Raw genomic sequence first — 13,744 nt, 5'->3', positions numbered from 1 at the left:
GCCGCCTGCCGGGCGGCGGGGAAGAGGAGCCCTGTATGGACGCCAATCTGTTGCACGACATTATTTTCTACGTGATGTACGCCGCGCTGGCGATTGCGCTGGTGATCATCATCGAACGCACGCTGTACTTCGCCTATACCCAGCGCCAGGCGCGCCGGCTGGAGCAGGCGCTGACGCCGGACGTGCGCCGCGCCGCCGATCTGCCGGACGAGCTGACCCAGCGCAACAGCCTGCCGATGACGGTGATCGCGCCGGTATTGGCGCAGAAACACCACGCCGGCGACCGCGAGGCGATCGGCGATCTGATCGACGCCCAGTACCTGCTGAGCAAGCCGCCGATGGCGCGCGGCCTGTGGCTGCTGGAAACCGTGGTCACCGCCGCGCCGCTGCTGGGGCTGCTGGGCACCGTGATGGGGATCATCGAAACCTTCAAGGCGCTGGCCGCCTCGGGGGTGTCCGAGCCGAGCCTGGTGTCGGCCGGGATGGGCACCGCGCTGTACGCCACCGGCCTCGGCATCGCCATCGCGCTGCTGTGCCTGGTGGCCAACAACTTCCTGCAGAGCCGCATGGAGCGCATCAACGAACTGCTGAAGGTGCTGCTGATCCGCGCCGGCCAACCGGCCAGCCGCCCGGAGAGCGGCAGCGGCGAACAATGGGTTGACAGCGGGGCGCCGCGCTATGCCTAATGGCCATCCAGTACGGCGGCCGCTCGGCCGCCTTTATACGGCATTGTGGGGCGGTTGTTTGTTGATGTTGAGCCAGAGCGCCGCGGCGCGTTTTGCTATTCCCGGCTATGAGCTGGTGTACACCGCACCGGTGGAAACCGCGCTGCAGGCCGACGATCTGCGCAACACCGCCGAGGTGTGGCGCGAGATGTTCGACGCGGCGAAAACCCGCATCGATCTGGGGCAGTTCTACGTGGCGAATCAGGACGGTTCGCTGCTGGACGGCGTGCTGCAGCACCTGAAGGCGGCCGGCGAACGCGGGGTGAAAATCCGCTTTTTGCTGGAAGAGAAGGGCCTTCGCATGTCTACCGCCGAGACGCTGGAACAGCTGAAGGCGATCCCAAATCTGGAGCTGCGCATCATTCCTTACCAGAAGCTGAGCGGCGGCATTCTGCACGCCAAATATCTGCTGGTGGACGGCGAGCAGGCGTTCGTCGGCAGCCAGAACTTCGACTGGCGTGCGCTGGAACACATTCACGAAACCGGGCTGCGCATCAGCGACGCCAAGGTGGTGGGGCAGATCCAGGCGATCTTCGAACAGGACTGGCAGGCGCAGGCGCTGTTGGCGCAGGATAAGCCGGTGCCGGCGCTGCCCGATTCGCCGCCGACGGCGCAGCCGCAGGGCAACTATCTGGCGGCCAGCCCGCGCGCCTACAACCCGGCGGGGGTGATTGATTCGCAGGCCGAGCTGCCGCGCCTGCTGGCCGGCGCCAAGCGGCGGGTGCGGGTGCAGGTGATGGACTACGCGCCGCTGTCGTTCGGCCCGGAACGCAGCCGCCCCTTCTATGCGGTGATCGACAACGCGCTGCGCAGCGCGGCGGCGCGCGGGGTGCAGATCGAGCTGATGGTGGCCAACTGGAACACCAAAAAGCCGGATATCGCCTGGCTGAAGAGCCTGGCGCTGGTGCCGAATGTGCAGATCAAGGTGGTGACCATTCCGCCGGCCAGCAGCGGCTTCATTCCGTTCGCCCGCGTCATCCACAGCAAGCTGATGACCATCGACGATGAGATTGCCTGGGTGGGCACCAGCAACTGGACCGGCGGCTATCTGGACAACTCGCGCAATCTGGAGCTGGTGATGCACAGCGCGGCGATGAGCGGGCGGTTGGACAAGCTGTACCAACAGCTGTGGAACAGCGTCTACGCCGAACCGTTGCGGCTGGATTACGACTACCCGCCGCCCAAGCCGGGCGGAGAATCCTGATGAGCAGGGCGCGGTTCACCTCCGCGCCCTGTGTTTTTTAGCGCCGCCAGCCGGCCTTCTCCAGCGCCGTCACCAACTGCTCGGCGCTCAACCCTTCCGCCCGGTGGCCGTTGCCGCTGACGGTATTGGCCGCCAGCAACGCATTGACGATCGCTTCTTCCACCGCTTCCGCCGCGGCGGCGAACAGCGCCGAAATATAGTCGTTGTTCACCATGCGCAGCGGCGTGGTGAAGGCGCCTTTGTTGGCGTAGTCGGCGGGCGGCAGGCCGTCGTTGCCGGTAGCGAAGGCGATGAAAATGTCGCCGCTCGAATCCTCGGTGCCGCCGCCGGTGCGGGCGATGCCGATGCTGGCGCGCTGCGCCAGCCGCGCACACTGGTGCGGCAGCAGCGGCGCGTCGGTCGCCAGCGCCACCACGATGGAGCCCATGCCGGGATGCGGCAACTGCGGCGTGAACGGCGAGGGGAGATGCCCCAGATGCCGGCCTACCGGGTAACCGCCGACCAGCAGCGACTCGCGCTTGCCGTGGTTGGCCTGCACGATGGCGCCCACCGTCCAGCCGCCCTGATCGGCGGGCAAGCGGCGCGACGCGGTGCCGCTGCCGCCTTTGAATTCATGGCAGATCATGCCGCTGCCGCCGCCGACCGCGCCCTCCTGCGGCAAGCCGCCCCGGGCCGCCTGCTGCGCCTGGCGCACGTGCTCGGCCTTGACGTGAAAGCCGTTGATGTCGTTGAGCAGGCCGTCGAAGGTTTCCATCACCACCGGCATATTCCAATACACCGCATTGTCGCCCGCGGGCAGCGTTTCACGCTCCAGCGCGATCAGCGCATCGCGCACCACGCCCACGCTGTGGGTGTTGGTGAAGGCGATCGGGCTGGTCAGCAGGCCCGCTTCGCGCACCCATTCCAGGCCGGTGGCGTCGCCGTTGCCGTTCAGCACGTGCACCCCGGCAAAGCAGGGGGCGTGGCGGGCGGAACCGGGGCGCGGTTCGATCACCGTCACGCCGGTGCGCACGCTGCGTCCGTCCGCCAAATCGGCATGGATGCTGGCATGGCCGACGCGCACGCCGGGCACGTCGGTGATGGCGTTCAGCGGGCCGGGCGTGCCCTGTCCGATGATAATGCCCAGATCCTGAGCGCGCTGCGTCATGGTTATTCTCCTTCTATTGAGGGGGCGGCGAGGGGCGCCGGTTGGCGGCCGCGCAGATGGTTCAGCGCCAGCCCGAAGCCGATGATGCCGGCAATGATAATAAAGTCTTTCAGGCTGCTGGCGATCAAAATCGTCCACAGCACGTACAGGCAGCACAGCAGCGCCACCACCACCGGCAGCGGCCACAGCGGCATCAGGTACGGGTGGTGGAAGTGGCGGCGACGGCGGCTGATCAGCGCCGCCACCGCCATGATGATGTACACCAGCAGCAGCAGGATCACGGTGAACGAGGTCAGCGATTCGAGATCGGAGCAAAACGCCAGCAGCGCCGACGGCACGCCGAACAGCAGGGTGGCGATCCAGGGAGTGCCGAAGCGCGGGTGGATGATTTTCAGCGCCCGGTTAAACGCCGGCAGCCAGAAACCGTCACGCCCGCTGGCAAACATCATGCGGCTGAACTGCGCCACGATGGCGATGATGGCGTTGAACACCGACAGATAAATCGCGCCGCTTACCACCCGCGCCAGCGTCGGGCCGCCGAGCTGGGTGACCACATAGCCGACCGGATCGGCCTGTTTGGCCATCTCCGTCAGCGACGGCGAGCCGATCAGCAGGGCAGTGAACGGCACCAGTTCCACCAGCACCACGATGGCCAGCGTCAGCATGATCGCGATCGCCATCGGCCTGCCCTGTTCGCGCATGTCTTCCGCCATGTACACCGCCGCGCCGTAGCCGTTGTAGGAGAACAGCGCGACTCCGACCATGGCGACGATCAGCGGCAGTGACACCGGCGCCAGGCTGCCCTGCGCGTCCAGCATCACCGGCGCGGTGAGGATCTCCGTGCTCTGATGCGGGTGGCTGAAGCCGAGCCAGGCGATCAGCGCCAGCACCGCCACTTCCACCACCAGAAAGGCGCCGGTCAGCAGGGCGTTGGCCTTGATGTTGAAAATGGCGCAGATGCCGCCGACCAGCACGGTGAGCATGCCGGCGGTCGAGGCGTCGAACTGGGTGCCCAGCGCGGTGTTCAGGTAGGGCACCGCGCCGGTGGCCAGCACCGCCGGCACGAACAGCGAGGCGCTGAGGATAAACAGATAGGTCTGCAACCCGCACAGGGTGCCGAACAGGCGCTTGATGATGCTGTATTCGCCGCCTGCGCTGGGGTGTGCGGCGCCGAGTTCGGCATAGCACAGCGCGATGGCGGCGGCGACGCAGGCGGCGATCAGAAACGACAGAAAGGCGCCGCTGCCGGCGTTGGCGATCGCCAGCGGGGCGATGACGAAGATCGAACTGGCCGGCGTCACGCCGGACGCGGTGATCATCACCACGTCGAGGACGCTGAGATTGCCTTTGAAGGTGTGTTCAGGGGCGGACTCTTTCATTGGGAACTACTCCATTAACGCTTGGGTGAATTGTTGTTGCCGCCAGAAGGGCGACTCTGTTGTCCTGCGTAAAGATGAAATGGAGCGCGTGGAAATACCGGGGAAGCGAACTTCCCCGGAAGGGACTTTTCGTTATGCTGGGATTACCCCTGCCCCGATGGGAAGCTGAAGCTGGCGCGCCGGGCATCGCCGGAGGCCGGCCAGCGCTGGGTCACGGTCTTGCGTTTGGTGTAGAACCTGACGGCGTCCGGGCCGTAGGCGTGCAGATCGCCGAACAGCGAGCGCTTCCAGCCGCCGAACGAGTGGTAGGCCACCGGTACCGGCAGCGCCACGTTGATCCCCACCATGCCGACCTGAATGCGGCTGGAGAAGTAGCGCGCCGCCTCGCCGTCGCGGGTGAACAGACAGGTGCCGTTGCCGTATTCGTGGGCGTCGATCAAGGCCATCGCCTCCGGCAGCGACGCCGCGCGCACCACGCCGAGCACCGGGCCGAAGATCTCCTCCTGATAGATGCGCATGCCGGGCGTCACGCGATCGAACAGCGTCGGGCCGAGGAAATAGCCCTGGCTGGGGCGGCCGTCCGCGCCGGTCACGCTCAGTTCGCGCCCGTCCACCAGCAGCTCGGCGCCTTCGGCCACGCCCTGATCGATATAGCCTTTCACCTTCTGATAATGCTGTTGAGTCACCAGCGGCCCCATGTCGTTGCGGTTGTCGCTGCCGGGGCCGACGCGCATGGCGGCCATCTGTTGCCGCAGCCCGGCGATCAGCGCTTCGGCGGTGCCGTCGCCCACCGCCACCACCAGCGGGATGGCCATGCAGCGCTGGCCGCAGGAGCCGAAGGCCGCGCCCATCAGCGCGCCGACCGCACCGGGGATATCGGCGTCCGGCAGCACCACCGCGTGGTTCTTGGCGCCGCCCAGCGCCTGCACCCGTTTGTTCTGCGCGCAGCCGGTGTGATAGATGTGCTCCGCCACCGGCGTCGAACCGACGAAACTGATCGCCTTCACGCGCCCGTCATGCAGCAGCGTCTCCACCGCTTCGCGATCGCCGTTGACCACGTTGAGCACCCCCGGCGGCAGCCCGGCCTCCGTCGCCAGCCTCGCGATATACAGCGCGGCGGAAGGCACGCGCTCGGAAGGCTTCAGCACGAAGGTGTTGCCGCAGGCGACCGCCATCGGCCACATCCACAGCGGCACCATCGCCGGGAAGTTGAACGGCGTGATGCCCGCCACCACCCCCAGCGGCTGAAACTCGCTCCAGCTGTCGATGCCCGGGCCGGCCTCTTTGCTGTGTTCGCCCTTCAGCAGTTCCGGCACATAGCCGGCGTATTCGATATTCTCGATGCCGCGCTGCAGTTCGCCCAGGGCATCGCTGAGCACCTTGCCGTGCTCGGCGGTGATCAGTTGGCAGATGGCGTCGGCGTGCTGCTCCAGCAGATCCTTGAGCTTCATCATGATGCGCGCGCGCTTCAGCGGCGGGGTGTCGCGCCAGGCGGGATAGGCCTGTTCGGCGGCGGCGATGGCGCGCTCCACCGTGGCGCGGTCGGCCAGCTGCACCTCCTGCGCCGACTGACCGGTGGCCGGGTCGTAAACCGGCTGGCTGCGTTCGCCGCCGGCGGCGGGCTCGCCGTTGATCCAATGGGTAATGGTCATGGTTCTCTCCTTATTCTGTGGCGTTGAGGGCGTCGCCGACGGCGTTGATCAGCGCATCGACCTGCGCTTCGCTGCTGATGAACGGTGGCGCCAGCTGCAGGGTGTCGCCGCCGTAGCGCACGTAAAATCCGCTTTCCCAGCAGCGCATCGCCGCCTCGAAGGGGCGCCGCGCCGGTTCGCCCGGCCGCGCCGCCAGCGTAATGCCGGCCGCCAGGCCGATGTTGCGAATGTCGGCGACGTGTTTGGTTCCCTGCAGGCTGTGCACCGCGCGCTCGAAGTAGGGCGCCAGCGCCTGTACGCGCTCCACCATCTGTTCGCGCTGCAGGATGTCCAGCGTCGCCAGCGCGACCGCGCAGCTGACCGGGTGGGCGGAGTAGGTGTAGCCGTGCGGGAATTCGAGCTGGTAGTCAGGCTCGCCGCCGTTCATGAAGGTTTGGTAAATCTCCGGCCGCACCACCACTGCGCCCATCGGTTGCGCGCCGTTAGTCACCTGTTTGGCGATGTTCATGATGTCCGGCGTGACGCCGAACGCCTCGGCGCCGGTCATCGCGCCGCAGCGGCCGAAGGCGGTGATCACTTCGTCGAAGATCAGCAGGATGTCATGCTGGGTACAGATTTCGCGCAGGCGCTGCAGGTAGCCGACCGGCGGCACGATCACCCCGGCGGAGCCGGAGAAGGGTTCGACGATCACCGCGGCGATCGTTGAGGCGTCGCGCAGCGCGATGATGCGGTTGAGCTCTTCCGCCAGCTCCGCCCCCTGTTGCGGCATGCCGCGCGAAAAGGCGTTGCCGGCCAGCAGGGTATGCGGCAGGTGGTCCGCCTCGGCGCCGGCGCCGAACGTTTTGCGGTTGCCGGCGATACCGCCGACTGAGATACCGCCGAAGTTAACGCCGTGATAGCCCTTTTCCCGGCCGATAAAGCAGGTTTTGCCCGCCTGGCCTTTGGCGCGCCAGTACGCGCGCGCCATTTTTAGCGAGGTGTCCGCCGCTTCCGAGCCGGAGCCGGTGAAGAACACGTAATCCAGCCCTGCCGGCGTCAGTGCCTTGATCTTGTTGGCCAGTTCGAACGACAGCGGGTGGCCGAACTGAAACGCCGGCGAGTAATCCAGCGTCGCCAGCTGGCGCTGGGCGGCGTCGGTGATTTCCTGCCGGCCGTGCCCCAATCCGCAACACCATAATCCGGACAGGCCGTCGAAAATCTTTCTGCCGTCATGGCTGGTGTAATACGCCCCCGCGGCTTGAGTAATGATGCGCGGCTGCGCTTTAAAATTACGGTTGCCGGTAAAAGGCATCCAATGGGCCTCTAACCCTTCGGCATCGAGACTATTTAGCGGGTGATTTTCAGCGGCCATGTTTTCCTCCGAACAGGAAAATAAGAGCGATTAATGAAATAAACCGAGTTGTTAACGAATTGTTGTGCGAAATTGACTATGTACCGCTTGTTCTCTACTGTGAATAATCATATGTCGAAACTTACTTAAGGTTTTATGCAAGTAAAAAAGCGCGCGCTGTTAGGGCAATTGTCGGATATGGATCTGCGTTTGCTGCGGGTATTCAAAGCCGTGGTCGACTGTGGTGGGATGAGCGCCGCCGAACTGGAGCTGAACATCAGCCTGTCGACCATCAGCAAGCACATCAAGGATCTGGAACAGCGGCTGGGTCTGACGCTGTGTCAGCGCGGGCGCGAGGGCTTTGCGGTCACCGACGAGGGGCTGTTGATCTACCAGGAAACGGTCAACCTGCTGGCGGCCACCGAGGCGTTCCGGCGCGGGGTGGACGAGGTGCATCAGCGCCTGGGCGGGCAGCTGCACGTGGCGATATTCGACCATACGGTCAGCAATCCGCAGGCGCAGATCGGCCGGGCCATCGCGTTATTCAGCGAGCGTGCGCCGGAGGTTTCTTTGCAAATGTACGTGGAGCCGATTAATACCATTGAACGCGGCGTAATTGATGGGCAATTTCAGGTTGGCGTTATTCCCATGCACCGCAGCGCGGAAAGTTTATCTTATCATTCGTTATTCAGTGAGAGGATGTTCTTATATTGCGGCGCGCAGCATGAATTATTTTCCGCCCCCCATGAAACATTAAATTGGGATCTGCTGCACAATTATGCCTTCGCTGGATTAGGCTACCATTCGCCGAATATGGAACTGAGCCTGCAGCAACATTTGCATCGCAAGGCGACGGGGTTCGCGCAGGAGTCGATCGCCACGCTGATCCTCTCCGGCAAATACGTCGGCTTTTTGCCGGATCACTACGCGGCGTTTTTCGTGGCGCAGAACCTGATGCGGGCGATCAAACCGGCGCTGTTCCGCTATCACTGCGAATACTCCAGCGTGCTGCGCCGCTCGCCGGTGCCGCAGCGGGTGGTGAAGCTGTTCCATGAGTGCCTGCTGGCGGCCCACGGAACAGCGTGACGCTTACTGCTCTTTCTTCTTGCCGAAGATTTTGATCAGCGCGCCGACCAGGATGCCGACCGCGATGCCGGCGAAGATCCAGCCGATGATGCCCATTTCCTTAACTCCTGCTAGTGCGTTGATCTGATTATACCCGTCATACTTGAAACTGCATCTGTGTTGGCTGCGAGCGCGTACGCCAGTCACTGACTTGAGTAAGCTCTGGCGAGCCGCCTCTTGCCGCCGGGATGCAGCTCCAACTATTTAGGGTAGAAATAGTCATTCGACGCGAAATGCCTCTTCGATCATCCGTTGCCGCTGCGCCGGCGCATAGTCGATCCAGGAATTCTTGCTGTTGGATTTGTCCAGCGCCACCGCCAGTTCCTGGCCGGAAATCGGCAAATCGTCCTGCCAGAACGGCGCGATGGCGTGGCGGGTGATGAAATCGGTCAGGTAGCTCTCCGGGCTGCCCTGCCAGTGCGGATACAGGCGCGCGGCCAGCTCGGCCATCAGCGCGCGTTGCTGCGGCTGTTCGCTGCTTTCCAACAGGGCGAGGAACGGCAGCAGCAGACGGCCGCAGACCTGGCCGTGGTGGTAGTCGCGCAGCGCGCCGATCTCGCCGGCGATGCCGTGGATCACCCCCAGCCCGGCGGCGCTCAGCGTCAGCCCCCCAAGGTACGAAGCTTGCATAATCGCTTCGCGCGCCGCGTCGCTGCGGTTGAGCGCCGGCCAGGCCGCAAGGAAGTGGCGGATGCCGCTCAGCGACATGTCGCGCGTCATGGTGCCGGCGGTTTTCGACAGATAGGCCTCGAACAGGTGGGTGAAGGCGTCGATGGCGCAGTAGGCCAGCACCTTGTCCGGCGCGCCGGACAGCAGCTGCGGATCGAGAATGGCGGTGTGCGGCACGAAGTTATTGTGGCGCAGCGAGGCCTTCACTTTGCTGACCTGAGTGTCGGTGATCACCGCGTTCTGCGTCACCTCGCTGCCGGTGCCGGCGGTGGTGGGAATGGCGATCAGCGGCAGGGTGGCGCCGCTGATTTTGCTGTCGCCCACCTTTTCCATATAGCGCAGCGTCGGCAGCGGATGCTCCACCAGCGCGGAGAACGCCTTGGCGGCGTCCAGCACGCTGCCGCCGCCGATGGCCACCACGCGCCGCGCCTGGCCGCGCCAGCGCGCCACCCAGGCGTCGATTTCCTGCGGTGACGCCTCGTGGCTGACGATCTCGGTGCCGATGAACAGTGGCGCCAGCGATTCGCGCAGGCCGGCGTACACCGGGCCGTTGAGAAAAGATCGGCAGCTGAACAGCAGCGTTGGCTGCGGATCGGCAAGCAGCAGCGGCGGCAGTTGCCGGATGCTGCCGTGGCCGAACCAGGTCTGGCGGTTGGCGATGATGTGGCTGACGGACATGAGGTCTCCTTGACGGCGTTGCAGGGCGCGATGCCACAGCATAAGCCAGCGGGCGCGGAGCGGCCACCGCTTTCCCCGCTGCGGCAACTTGTGAGTTGTTTAACATGTAAACGATCGCGTTCTTGCATTTCGGCGCGCCTGATGCTTTTTTTTAACAGTACCGGCCGTCATTCGGCCAACCCCATCCGAAATCGGTAGATTGTTAATGTATTAATAATGGCGAGGCGGGTATGGATATTCAGGTTGAACGCTTGTCTGCGGTGATCGATGCGGTGGCCAGCCCGCGCTTTTATCCCAGCCTGTTGAACTGGCTGGAAGGTTTTTTCGCCTTCGACAACGCCATCGTTTATGCCTTCGAACGCGGCCGGCCGCCGCGCTGCCTGATCAAAACCGAGCGGGAAAACAGCGATGCGGTCAACCAGATCTACCAACAGGGCGCCTATCTGCAGGATCCGTTTTACCGTGCGCTGAACGACGGCGGCGCAGGCGAGGTGCTCACGCTGCGCCAGCTGGCGCCCTGCGGGTTTTATCACAGCGACTATTACCGTAATTTTTATCGCAAGACCGGCTGGCACGACGAGGCCGGCGTGCTGCTGCAGCTGACGCCGGAGCGCGGGCTGGGGGTGTTCTTCGGCTCGGCGCGCCGCACGGTGGCGGTGCGCTACCCGCAGCGGGCGGATCTGCGCAGCGCGCTGACGCTGGTGAAAAGCGTGGCGCGGCTGCACGGCGAAGTGGTGGCGGCGCCGGCCGAGGCCGACACGGGGAACGACGATGGCGCGCAGGCGCGCTATCTGCTGACGCCGCGCGAGCGCGAGATTGTCGATCTGATCCTCGCCGGCTGCGGTTCGCAGCAGATTGCCGACCGGCTGTTCATCAGCCTCGGCACGGTAAAAAATCACCGTAAGAACATCTACGGCAAGCTGAACATCGGCTCGCAGGCCGAACTGTTCAGCCTGCTGCTGACCGCCCCGCAGCGCCGCAGCGCCGCAGCGCGTGAATGTATCGATCTATCCCCTATAGCTTTCAAGCTACAGCTAGGCGGCCAGGACGAGCGTCCCCAGGAGCTTACTTAGGTAAGTGACTGGGGTGAACGTCAGCAGCCAACAACGCTGTAGTTTGAAAGATGAAGGGGACGAATGTCCCTAAGGGGACATAGCGGCACGGCTGCCGCCTCCCGATAATCCGATGTCATGGCATAGGCAATCGGGAGTGCGGCAGTGAACAACGAAATCGAGTCCTTAACCTACTACGCGGCGACCAAAAAATACGATCTGCGCTTCCCGACGCTGGAAGAGGATCTGGACGTCGACGTGGTGATCATCGGCGGCGGCTTCTCCGGCATCAACACTGCGCTGGAGCTGGCGGAGAAGGGCATCACCAACATCGCCATTCTCGAAGGCCGCTATCTGGGTTACGGCGGCACCGGGCGCAACGGCGGCCAGGTGATGGCCGGCATCGGCCACGATCTGGAGAAGATCAAGCGCCACGTTGGCCCGGCCGGGCTGGAAACCATCTTCAAAATCAGCAACCTCGGCGCCGGCATTATCCGCGAGCGCATCAAGAAATATGACATCGACGCCGACTTCTGTTTCGGCTACGGCTACCTCGGCAGCAATGCGCGCCAGGAGAAGACCCTGCGCGGCTGGCTGAAGGAGTTCAGGGCGGTAGCGCCGCAGGAGGAGATTGAGCTCTACACCGGGGCGGAGGTGAAGCAGGTGGTGGGCTCCGACGCCTACACCTGCGCGCTGAAACACATGGGCGGCGGCCACGTGCATTCGCTCAACCTGCTGCTGGGCGAGGCCAAGGCGCTGAGCGGCTACGGGGTGAAAATCTTCGAGAACAGCAGCGTGCTCAACGTGGAGTATGGCCCGCGCATCACGGTGCGCACCGCCATGGGCTCGGTGCGCGCCAACAAGATGCTGTGGGCCTGCAACGGCTTCCTCAACGGCATGGAGCCGCAGATTTATCGCAAGACCATCAATACCTACGCCTTCCAGCTGGCCACCGAGCCGCTGTCTGACGATCTGATCCGCCAGATCAGCCCGATCCGCGGCGCCTACAGCGACATCCGCCCGGTGATCGACTATTACCGGGTGACCAACGAAAACCGGCTGCTGTTCGGCAGCGCCACCCGCCTGATCGAATACTTCCCGTCGGATCTCAAGGCCTGGAACCGCAACCTGATGCTGAAAGTGTTCCCGTACCTGAAAGACGTGAAGATCGATCTGGCCTGGGGCGGCCCGCTGTGCTGCAGCGCCAACCTGTTCCCGCAGATCGGCACGCTGCCGGATCGCGACAACGTGTTTTACGTGCAGGGCTACTCCGGCTTTGGCGTGACGCCGAGCCACATCGTGTGCAAGGTGCTGGCGGAAGGCATGAGCGAAGGATCCGATCGCTACGATCTGATGAGCTCGATCCCGCACGTCAACATCTTCGGCAAGGACAAGCTGCGGCGGGTGATGACCACCGCCGGTAAGGTTTGGCACCAGACATCCGGCTACTGGAAAGGCCGCCGTTAACCCTCAGAGGAGAATGACATGAAACCGTTACTGCTTAAACAACCACTGCCGGAACTGCTGGAGATCGGCAGCGTCAGCAACCTGGGCGCCACGGTGATCGCCGGCACGCCGACCGTCGGCGTGGCCAGCATCTTCGGCGAGCCGACCGACAACCTGAACTGCGGCGTGTTCAGCTGCACCCGCGGCAGCTTCGTGATGGAGTATCCGTTCGCCGAGCACGCCACGGTGTGGGAAGGCAGCGCGACCCTGACCAACGAACGCACCGGCGAATCGGTGCAGTATCAGGCCGGCGATTCCTGGTTCGTTGAGAAAGGCACTCCGGTGCGCTGGGACATCACCTCGGATCGCTTCGTCAAACACTACCTCGCCATCGTCGAGGGCTGACGCCGTCATGCCCCCTCGGCCCGCTGAGGGGGAGCGCCTTAGCCTAACGCCCGCGCAATAAAATCGGTCACCCGCTTGAGGATCCGATCCTTATTGGTTTCGTTAAAGCTCTCGTGCCGCCCGCCCGCATTGATCATCCGTTCGAAATTGTCGCCGCGCAGACGATCGAGCGCGGTTTGCGTTTCGCTCATCAGCACCAGCCGATCGTCGTCGCCGTGGATCCACAGCGTGGGCAGCGCGCCGAAGCCCGGCCCGGCGTTGATGGCGGCGAGGATCCGCTGCATGGCGCGCAGGGTGGGGCGCTTGAACGGCCCGTGCCACACCAGCGGATCTTCCTGATACGCCGCGCCAACCGCCGGATCGCGCGCCAGGGTAGCGGTATCCAGCGGCGCGTCGGGGATCGTCGGCAGTTCGGCCAGATCGGAGATCGCCGTTCTGTCGCCAAGCAGCGGGCCGGACAGCACCAGCGCGCGCACCTCCTCGCCGTAGCGCTGCACGTAGCGGGTGGCGATCATGCCGCCCATCGAGTGGCCGATCACCACCAGCGGCAAGGTGGGGTATTGCTGCCGGAAATGGCTGACCACGCGCTGCACGTCGTCGACCACGGCGTCGTAATCCTCGATCAGCACGCGTTCGCCCTGCGACAGGCCGTGGCCGAGATGGTCGGGGCCAAACACCCGCGCGCCCTGCACCTGTAGCGTGCGCGCCACGTATTGGTAACGGCCGAGATGCTCGCCGTAGCCGTGTATCAGCAGCGCCAGATAGCGCGGCTGGTCATTTCCCCAATCATGCACGGCGATGTCGCCGTGACGGCCTTTGATAAAGCTGACGGTTTGTTCGGGCATCTTATTGTTCTCATGGTGGTAGGGTTGCCCTTCAGCGTAGCGGCTGGCGACTAAGTTGTCAGGGGCGCCGGGTGCGGCGCCCGCAGA

The 13,744-nt window shown here is 64.3% G+C and carries 11 protein-coding genes and 1 pseudogene; 6 read left to right on the top strand and 6 right to left on the bottom strand.

The window, feature by feature from the left end; genetic code table 11:
• The first annotated feature begins 35 nt into the window (after positions 1–35).
• Both ACJ8PI_RS15035 and ACJ8PI_RS15030 read left to right on the top strand, forming a co-directional pair.
• Positions 36–686, top strand: coding sequence for a MotA/TolQ/ExbB proton channel family protein (locus ACJ8PI_RS15035; RefSeq protein ID WP_033648555.1), 651 nt, complete (start codon positions 36–38; stop codon positions 684–686).
• Positions 679–1,929, top strand: a complete 1,251-nt coding sequence (locus ACJ8PI_RS15030; protein WP_039567548.1) for a phospholipase D-like domain-containing protein — start codon at positions 679–681, stop codon at positions 1,927–1,929. Before ACJ8PI_RS15035 ends, ACJ8PI_RS15030 begins: the two co-directional genes overlap by 8 nt.
• Positions 1,930–1,966: 37 nt before the next feature.
• On the opposite strand, the gene ACJ8PI_RS15025 is transcribed toward ACJ8PI_RS15030, so the two are convergent.
• The 4 genes from ACJ8PI_RS15025 to ACJ8PI_RS15010 all read right to left on the bottom strand — a co-directional run bounded on the left by ACJ8PI_RS15025 (position 1,967) and on the right by ACJ8PI_RS15010 (position 7,458).
• Positions 1,967–3,076, bottom strand: coding sequence for a DmpA family aminopeptidase (locus ACJ8PI_RS15025; RefSeq protein WP_033652835.1), 1,110 nt, complete (start codon positions 3,074–3,076; stop codon positions 1,967–1,969).
• A 2-nt stretch (positions 3,077–3,078) separates the two neighbouring features.
• Positions 3,079–4,455 (bottom strand): APC family permease, encoded by a 1,377-nt coding sequence (locus ACJ8PI_RS15020; RefSeq protein WP_033652836.1) that lies wholly within the window; start codon positions 4,453–4,455, stop codon positions 3,079–3,081.
• A gap of 143 nt (positions 4,456–4,598) precedes the next feature.
• Positions 4,599–6,107: a CoA-acylating methylmalonate-semialdehyde dehydrogenase gene (locus ACJ8PI_RS15015; RefSeq protein WP_164134828.1), complete on the bottom strand. Its 1,509-nt coding sequence runs from the start codon at positions 6,105–6,107 to the stop codon at positions 4,599–4,601.
• 10 nt (positions 6,108–6,117) lie between these two features.
• Positions 6,118–7,458, bottom strand: coding sequence for an aspartate aminotransferase family protein (locus ACJ8PI_RS15010; protein ID WP_049212483.1), 1,341 nt, complete (start codon positions 7,456–7,458; stop codon positions 6,118–6,120).
• Between the two features lie 135 nt (positions 7,459–7,593).
• Here ACJ8PI_RS15010 and ACJ8PI_RS15005 point away from each other — a divergent pair, with 135 nt between their 5' ends.
• The gene (locus ACJ8PI_RS15005; RefSeq protein ID WP_033648549.1) at positions 7,594–8,523 is read left to right on the top strand and encodes a LysR family transcriptional regulator; all 930 of its coding nucleotides are present in this window, start codon (positions 7,594–7,596) and stop codon (positions 8,521–8,523) included.
• A 258-nt stretch (positions 8,524–8,781) separates the two neighbouring features.
• Here ACJ8PI_RS15005 and ACJ8PI_RS15000 read toward each other — a convergent pair whose 3' ends face one another.
• Complete coding sequence (locus tag ACJ8PI_RS15000) at positions 8,782–9,909, bottom strand: iron-containing alcohol dehydrogenase (RefSeq protein WP_164134827.1); 1,128 nt, start codon at positions 9,907–9,909, stop codon at positions 8,782–8,784.
• Between the two features lie 230 nt (positions 9,910–10,139).
• Here ACJ8PI_RS15000 and ACJ8PI_RS14995 point away from each other — a divergent pair.
• From ACJ8PI_RS14995 to ACJ8PI_RS14985, 3 genes and pseudogenes are all read left to right on the top strand, one after another.
• A pseudogene (locus ACJ8PI_RS14995) lies at positions 10,140–10,895 on the top strand (response regulator transcription factor); the annotation flags it as partial.
• Between the two features lie 231 nt (positions 10,896–11,126).
• A complete protein-coding gene (locus ACJ8PI_RS14990; protein WP_043148190.1) occupies positions 11,127–12,428 on the top strand; it encodes an NAD(P)/FAD-dependent oxidoreductase in 1,302 nt (433 codons plus the stop codon).
• Between the two features lie 18 nt (positions 12,429–12,446).
• The gene (locus ACJ8PI_RS14985) at positions 12,447–12,812 is read left to right on the top strand and encodes a cupin domain-containing protein (RefSeq protein WP_019454941.1); all 366 of its coding nucleotides are present in this window, start codon (positions 12,447–12,449) and stop codon (positions 12,810–12,812) included.
• Between the two features lie 38 nt (positions 12,813–12,850).
• Here the strand turns inward: ACJ8PI_RS14985 and ACJ8PI_RS14980 are convergent, their stop codons facing one another.
• On the bottom strand, positions 12,851–13,657 hold the full coding sequence (locus ACJ8PI_RS14980; protein ID WP_154030091.1) for an alpha/beta hydrolase: 807 nt from the start codon (positions 13,655–13,657) through the stop codon (positions 12,851–12,853).
• Positions 13,658–13,744 lie beyond the last annotated feature (87 nt).

This window comes from Serratia sp. CY82433, from assembly GCF_052166535.1.
Lineage (GTDB): Bacteria > Pseudomonadota > Gammaproteobacteria > Enterobacterales > Enterobacteriaceae > Serratia > Serratia sarumanii.
Note: the sequence above shows the minus strand (reverse complement) of the source record. Positions and strands in the feature narration are given on the sequence as shown.

What these genes read in the sequence shown, in the direction of transcription:
- ACJ8PI_RS14985 (WP_019454941.1), top strand. Translation starts at nt 12,447, where the DNA reads ATGAAACCGTTACTGCTTAAACAACCACTGCCGGAACTGCTGGAGATC.
- ACJ8PI_RS15025 (WP_033652835.1), bottom strand. Translation starts at nt 3,076, where the DNA reads ATGACGCAGCGCGCTCAGGATCTGGGCATTATCATCGGACAGGGCACG.
- ACJ8PI_RS15030 (WP_039567548.1), top strand. Translation starts at nt 679, where the DNA reads ATGCCTAATGGCCATCCAGTACGGCGGCCGCTCGGCCGCCTTTATACG.
- ACJ8PI_RS14980 (WP_154030091.1), bottom strand. Translation starts at nt 13,657, where the DNA reads ATGCCCGAACAAACCGTCAGCTTTATCAAAGGCCGTCACGGCGACATC.
- ACJ8PI_RS15015 (WP_164134828.1), bottom strand. Translation starts at nt 6,107, where the DNA reads ATGACCATTACCCATTGGATCAACGGCGAGCCCGCCGCCGGCGGCGAA.
- ACJ8PI_RS15005 (WP_033648549.1), top strand. Translation starts at nt 7,594, where the DNA reads ATGCAAGTAAAAAAGCGCGCGCTGTTAGGGCAATTGTCGGATATGGAT.
- ACJ8PI_RS15000 (WP_164134827.1), bottom strand. Translation starts at nt 9,909, where the DNA reads ATGTCCGTCAGCCACATCATCGCCAACCGCCAGACCTGGTTCGGCCAC.
- ACJ8PI_RS15035 (WP_033648555.1), top strand. Translation starts at nt 36, where the DNA reads ATGGACGCCAATCTGTTGCACGACATTATTTTCTACGTGATGTACGCC.
- ACJ8PI_RS15010 (WP_049212483.1), bottom strand. Translation starts at nt 7,458, where the DNA reads ATGGCCGCTGAAAATCACCCGCTAAATAGTCTCGATGCCGAAGGGTTA.
- ACJ8PI_RS15020 (WP_033652836.1), bottom strand. Translation starts at nt 4,455, where the DNA reads ATGAAAGAGTCCGCCCCTGAACACACCTTCAAAGGCAATCTCAGCGTC.